Origin of the sequence: Gemmatimonas sp., from assembly GCF_036405635.1 — a bacterium.
Lineage (GTDB): Bacteria > Gemmatimonadota > Gemmatimonadetes > Gemmatimonadales > Gemmatimonadaceae > Gemmatimonas.
In genome coordinates, this window is record NZ_DASWXE010000010.1 from 1 (window position 1) to 5,493 (window position 5,493).

A 5,493-nucleotide genomic window follows, 5' to 3' on the forward strand; every position below is an offset into this window, starting at 1 on the left:
CATCGTATCGGTGCGTCAACCCAGCGGGCGATATGCACTGCTCATCGAACCGGTGGAGGTGCCGCTCACCGGTGACCGTGAAGTCGATGTGGACGCCATCGTGCTGCGCTTCACGCAGATGCTCGAAGAGCGCATTCGCGAATATCCCGACCAGTATTTCTGGCAACATCGTCGCTGGCGTCGCCAGCCGCCCGATACCCCGGCGCATCTGCGGGAACCCTGATGGGGCGCGGCAAGGGATGGTTTCGTTCACGGCGCTGGTGGCAGCAGATCGCGCTGGTGCTGCTGTTTCTGCTCCTGGCCCCCATCCCCTGCATTCTCGTGCTGGGTGTGATCGACCCGCCGGTCACCATGGTCATGCTGGGCCGCGTGGCCGATCGCCTGTTCAGTGGCGAGCGTCCGGTCTGGCCTGCACATGATCCGGTATCGCGCGCGGGGTTCTCGCCGTATCTGCGAAGGGCCGTTCTCGCCTCCGAAGACGATCGGTTCTACCTGCACCGCGGCATCGACTTTGTGGAGCTCGAAAAGGCACTCGAACGCCGTCGCCGCGGCGGGCGTTTGCGCGGCGCGTCCACACTCACCCAGCAGGTGGTGAAGAATGTGTTCCTGTGGAACGGCCGGTCGTTCGTGCGGAAAGGCGCCGAGGCATACCTCGCGCTGTGCATGGACTTCCTGCTCAGCAAGGAGCGCATTCTCGACCTGTATCTCAATCTCGCCGAATGGGGACCCAACGCGTTCGGAGCCGAGGCGGGCGCGCAGTATCAGTTCGGCAAGAGCGCGCGGTCGTTGACGCGAGAGGAAGCCGCCCGCATGGCGGCCATTCTGCCGTCACCGAGGCGATGGCCGGCCAAGGGGCGCGTGGCCAATGCGCGGGTGGGGACCATCTTGGCGCGCATGCAGTACCCGGCCCCCAAGGTGGCGCCGGAAACTACGTCCCGATCACCAGCCCCCCGTCGACGCCAAGCACCGCCCCGTTGATGAAGCCGGCCTGCTCCGACGCCAGAAAGCAGTAGGCATTGGCCACATCCTCTGGTGTGCCAAGTCGGGCCAGCGGCGTCGCCGCCTTCATGGATGCCAGCACGGCCGGCGGAATGGCGGCGGTCATGTCGGTGGCGATGAAGCCCGGCGCAATGGCATTCACGGTGATGCCGCGGCGGCCCAGCTCACGGGCCCAGACCTGCGTCATGCCGATGACACCCGCCTTCGCGGCGACGTAATTGGTCTGGCCAAAGTTCCCATTGGCCGCGACCACCGAGGAGGCATTCACGATTCGGCCCCACCTATTGGCCAGCATGTGTGGCACCACCGCCTGGGTGCACGTGTACACCCCCTTGAGGTTCACGGCGATCACGGCGTCGAAGTCGGCGTCGCTCATGCCACCGGAGACCTCCCCGTCACGTAGCTTTACAAGCTGCGCGTCGCGGACAATTCCTGCATTGTTGATGAGGATGTCGAGGCGCCCGAACCGGGCGGTCGTTTCTGCCACCGCCGCATGCACGGCGGCGGTGTCGGTGACGTCCACCTCGATGAAGATCACGTCCAGCCCCGAGTCCGTGAGAGACTGCACTGCCGCTGTCCCCACCGCTGCGACGCGATCCCAGATCGCCACCCGCGCGCCACTTGCCGCCAAACGACGCACCGTCGCCAGGCCGATCCCATTTGCGCCGCCGGTCACGACGGCGCTTCGCTGAGTCAGGTCGATTTGCATGAGGCGTCAACCTACGGTAGTCCCCGCGTCGGGCAAGCACACATCCGGAAAGCGCGCATCGCATGTCATGCGCCTCGCCATGTGGCTGCTGGCCGCGCCAGCCATCTGGGCGTGCGGATCGGATGCGCTCACCCCCGAGAAGCCAAAGTCCAGGCCGGGCACCCACATCATCCCTACCCTGCCCACGCTCGATGCGTCGGTGGTGGACGCGCCGGTGCGCTACGCGCTGGAGCCGCTCATCACGGAGCTCGAGCGCGCGGTGCCGCGCAAATTCGGCGACCCCGACAAGCGTATCGAAGCGGGGAGTCGCCGTAAGCTCATCGCTTTCGAGGCCATCCGCACGCCATTCACCGTAAATGTGGTGGACGGAAAGGTGGTGCTGGAGACCGTCGTCTCCTACGAAGCGCGCGCATGGTACCGGCCGGTCATCGGTCCCACGCTCAGCGCTGGATGTGGTGAACCAAAGGACACCAACAAGGACGGCAAGGCGGGATCCACCGAGGGACGTCCGCGCGTGAAGGTGGTGCTGCACAGCGACGTAGCATTGACCCCGGAGTGGAAGCTCGCAGCGCGCACCAGAGTGGTGTCGATCAAGCCGCTCACCGACACGGAGCGTGATATTTGCCGCGTGACGTTTGCGGGGATCGATGTGACCGGGCAGGTGGTGAATGCCGTGAAGCCACAAATCAACGCGCGCATGCCGCAGGTCGATCGCAAGGTGGGCAGCATCGATGTACGAACCAGGGTGACCAAGTGGTTCACCGCGATGCAGCGCAACATCCGCGTCACCGACAGCCTGTGGCTGCAGCTCAAGCCGGAACTCATTCGCGTGGGCAAGCTGTCCATGGAAGACAGCATGCTGGTGGCCGACGTGCGTCTGTGGGCTCATCCTCGCATGATCACCGGTCCCGAACCGGAACAGTTGATCGTGCCCCTCCCCCGCCTCACGCCGGCCCTCAGCCAGATCGGCGATAGCGCGCGGATGTTCATCGAGGGGCTGCTCGACTACGAAGACGCATCGGCACTGATGCAGAAGCAACTCAGCTCCAAGCGCTTCTATCGCATGGGACGCACGGTCGTGATCGACTCCGTGCGTCTCTATCCCCTCGATGACGGACGCGTGGTGCTCGCCGTGCAGGTTGGAGGCGGTGTGTGAGGCACGGCGTATCTCGTCGGCACACCAACAATTGACCACCAGCAACGCGCGCTGGTCGTGGCCGATCTCGATTTCGACGTCGCGACCAGCGATGCGCTCGTCGCTGGTCTGGCCTGGCTCAAAAAGGGGGACCTGCTCGAACGCCTCCGCAACAGCGCACGTTTTCCACTCGACGATGCGTTGGAGCTCACACGCAATCGAGTAGAAGGCGCCTTGAACAGAGACCTCACCGAAGGGGTACGCCTCTCAGGCACGGTGACTGCAGGTCGTCTCATTGATGTGCTTGTGCACCCGAGATGGTTGGTCATTCGTGCTGAGGCCGCTGGAAAGCTCGCGCTCGACATCGATCGTCCCATTCGCCGTGGGGTTGGTGCCGGGCCGTCACGACGCTAGTCTGTAGCGTTCTTCCTTCAGCATATCCCGATGCACGAACTCTCCCAGACGACGCGCCGCGCACTCACCGCAGTGCTCGGTGCCGCGCTCTCTGCGACGCTGCTCACACCGCGCGTATCCGTAGCGCAGGCGGCTTCAACGCCCAAGCCTGCCGCTGCAAAACCCGCCACGCCGAAGCCTGCGGCGGCGCAGGACACAACCAAGAAACGCCCGAGAGGCGCGCTCGGCCCACAGTCGGGTGACAATCATCTCTCGTTCCGCGGTACGGGCAGCGATCTCGATTCGCTCTGGCCGCCCAAGATGCCGACGTACGGCGCCAATGCACTGTTGCCCAACAAGCGTATCATCGCTTTCTACGGCAATCCGCTCAGCACGCGGATGGGCATCCTCGGTGAGTTCGAACCGCAGGAGATGCTGCGCAAGCTCGACGAAGAAGTGGCCGAGTGGAACAAGCTCGACCCGAAAACCCCCGTGCAGCCCGCGCTGCACCTGATTGCCGAAGTGGCCAACCCACATCCGGGCCCCAGCGGCAAGTATCGCACGCGCATGGACAGCGCGATGATCGAGAAGGTGTACGGATGGGCGAAGAGCAAGAACGCCATCATGTTCCTCGACATCCAGATCGGCACCAGTACGCTGCAGGAAGAATTGCCGTGGATCGAGAAGTTCCTGATGCGCCCCGACGTGCACCTCGGCATCGATCCGGAATTCGCGATGAAGCGCAGCGGCGGCATCCCGGGCAAGAAAGTCGGCAGCTACGATGCCGAAGACATCAACTTTGCCATTCGTTTCCTTGGCAATCTGGTGGAGAAGCACAACCTGCCGCCCAAGGTGCTGGTGGTGCATCGCTTCACGCAGCGCGGCGTCACGAACTACAAGAACATCAAGCTCGATCCGCGCGTGCAGGTGGTCATCCAGATGGACGGCTTCGGTGCGCCGTGGCTCAAGCGTGACTCGTACTACTCGTACGTGAAGAAGGAGCCGGTGCAGTTCGCCGGGTGGAAGCAGTTCACCAAGGCCAAGAACGACAATCCGCGCACGTCACGCGAAGCGATCTTGCGCCTCTGGCCCGTGCCGCTGTACATCCAGCTGCAGTAGGCCGCTGTAGGCGCCACCAGACCTGCCCTCTCCTCCCGAGGCCCGTGCGATGGACCAGTCCCCCGCTGCATCAGTCTCCCGCCGCGATGCACTGTCCGCACTGGGCCTCTCGGCAGTCGCCACAGCCATCGGCGCCACACCACGATCGGCCGCCGCATCAGAAAATACCGTCACATCACTCCCCTCCGGGCGACTGCATCAATCAGTCGCCCGTTGGTGTTTCAGCAAGACACCGATCGCCGAGTTGTGCACGACCGCCAAGTCTCTGGGCCTTGTGGGCATCGACTTGCTCGGACCCGAGGAATGGAGCGTGCCGGCACAGCATGGTCTCGTGTGCACGATGGGCAACAGCTTCGGCACCATTCCCCTGGGCTTCAATCGCGTCGATCATCACGACAAGCTGGTGTCCGACGCCGAGAGCTATATCCCACGCGCGGCCGCCGCGGGTGTGAAGAAGATCGTGGTGTTCAGCGGCAATCGCGCGGGCCTGAGTGACGGCGAGGGTATCGCCAATTGTGTGACCGGCTTGCGTCGCCTCATGCCCACCGCCGAGAAGCACGGCGTGGTGCTGTGCATGGAGATGCTGAACAGCAAGGTCGATCACAAGGACTACCACGCCGACCACACCGCGTGGGCCGTGGAAGTCGCGAAGGGATTGAACAGTCCTTCGTTTCGCCTGCTGTACGACATTTACCACATGCAGGTGATGGAGGGCGATGTGATGGCCACCATCAAGGCGAACCTGCCGTGGATTGCCCACTTCCACACAGCCGGCGTGCCCGGGCGCAATGAGATCGATGCGGCCCAGGAGCTCAACTACCGCGGTATTGCCAGCTACATCGCCGGCACCGGCTATCAGGGCGTGTTCGCCCACGAATTCATTCCGCGCCGCGACGGCGTGAGCTCGCTCCGCGAAGCCGTGGAGATCTGCACGGTCTAGCACCCGCACCGCTCGTCGTCGGTCCGCGCGCCCATCTACGGAAAAAACAGTTGACAGAATCCGTCCCAGAACCAATACTACGGAGAATTCAGTAACCACTGTACCCACCTGCCCATGACCGACTATCACTTCCCCCCACGAGAGCTTGCCGTCATGTCCGTGCTCTGGCGCCTCGGCTCCGCCACGGTGGCCGATGTA

The 5,493-nt window shown here is 63.8% G+C and carries 4 protein-coding genes and 2 pseudogenes; 5 read left to right on the forward strand and 1 reads right to left on the reverse strand.

The features are described 5' to 3' along the window. Positions 1-223: pseudogene (locus VGE27_RS00420) on the forward strand (lipid A biosynthesis acyltransferase); the annotation flags it as partial. Beyond that, complete coding sequence (mtgA, locus tag VGE27_RS00425; protein WP_331047653.1) at positions 223-978, forward strand: monofunctional biosynthetic peptidoglycan transglycosylase; 756 nt, start codon at positions 223-225, stop codon at positions 976-978. The pseudogene VGE27_RS00420 and the gene mtgA, both read left to right, overlap by 1 nt. On the opposite strand, the gene VGE27_RS00430 is transcribed toward mtgA, so the two are convergent. Continuing rightward, positions 929-1,708 (reverse strand): beta-ketoacyl-ACP reductase, encoded by a 780-nt coding sequence (locus VGE27_RS00430; protein WP_345787952.1) that lies wholly within the window; start codon positions 1,706-1,708, stop codon positions 929-931. The genes mtgA and VGE27_RS00430 overlap by 50 nt on opposite strands. A gap of 79 nt (positions 1,709-1,787) precedes the next feature. Here VGE27_RS00430 and VGE27_RS00435 point away from each other — a divergent pair. From VGE27_RS00435 to VGE27_RS00445, 3 genes and pseudogenes are all read left to right on the forward strand, one after another. Next, positions 1,788-3,257, forward strand: a pseudogene (locus VGE27_RS00435) (DUF4403 family protein). 30 nt (positions 3,258-3,287) lie between these two features. Further along, positions 3,288-4,355 carry a hypothetical protein gene (locus VGE27_RS00440; RefSeq protein ID WP_331047655.1) on the forward strand — a complete coding sequence of 356 codons (1,068 nt, stop codon included), beginning with the start codon at positions 3,288-3,290 and terminating at the stop codon, positions 4,353-4,355. A gap of 49 nt (positions 4,356-4,404) precedes the next feature. Next, positions 4,405-5,295: a hydroxypyruvate isomerase family protein gene (locus VGE27_RS00445; RefSeq protein WP_331047656.1), complete on the forward strand. Its 891-nt coding sequence runs from the start codon at positions 4,405-4,407 to the stop codon at positions 5,293-5,295. Positions 5,296-5,493 lie beyond the last annotated feature (198 nt).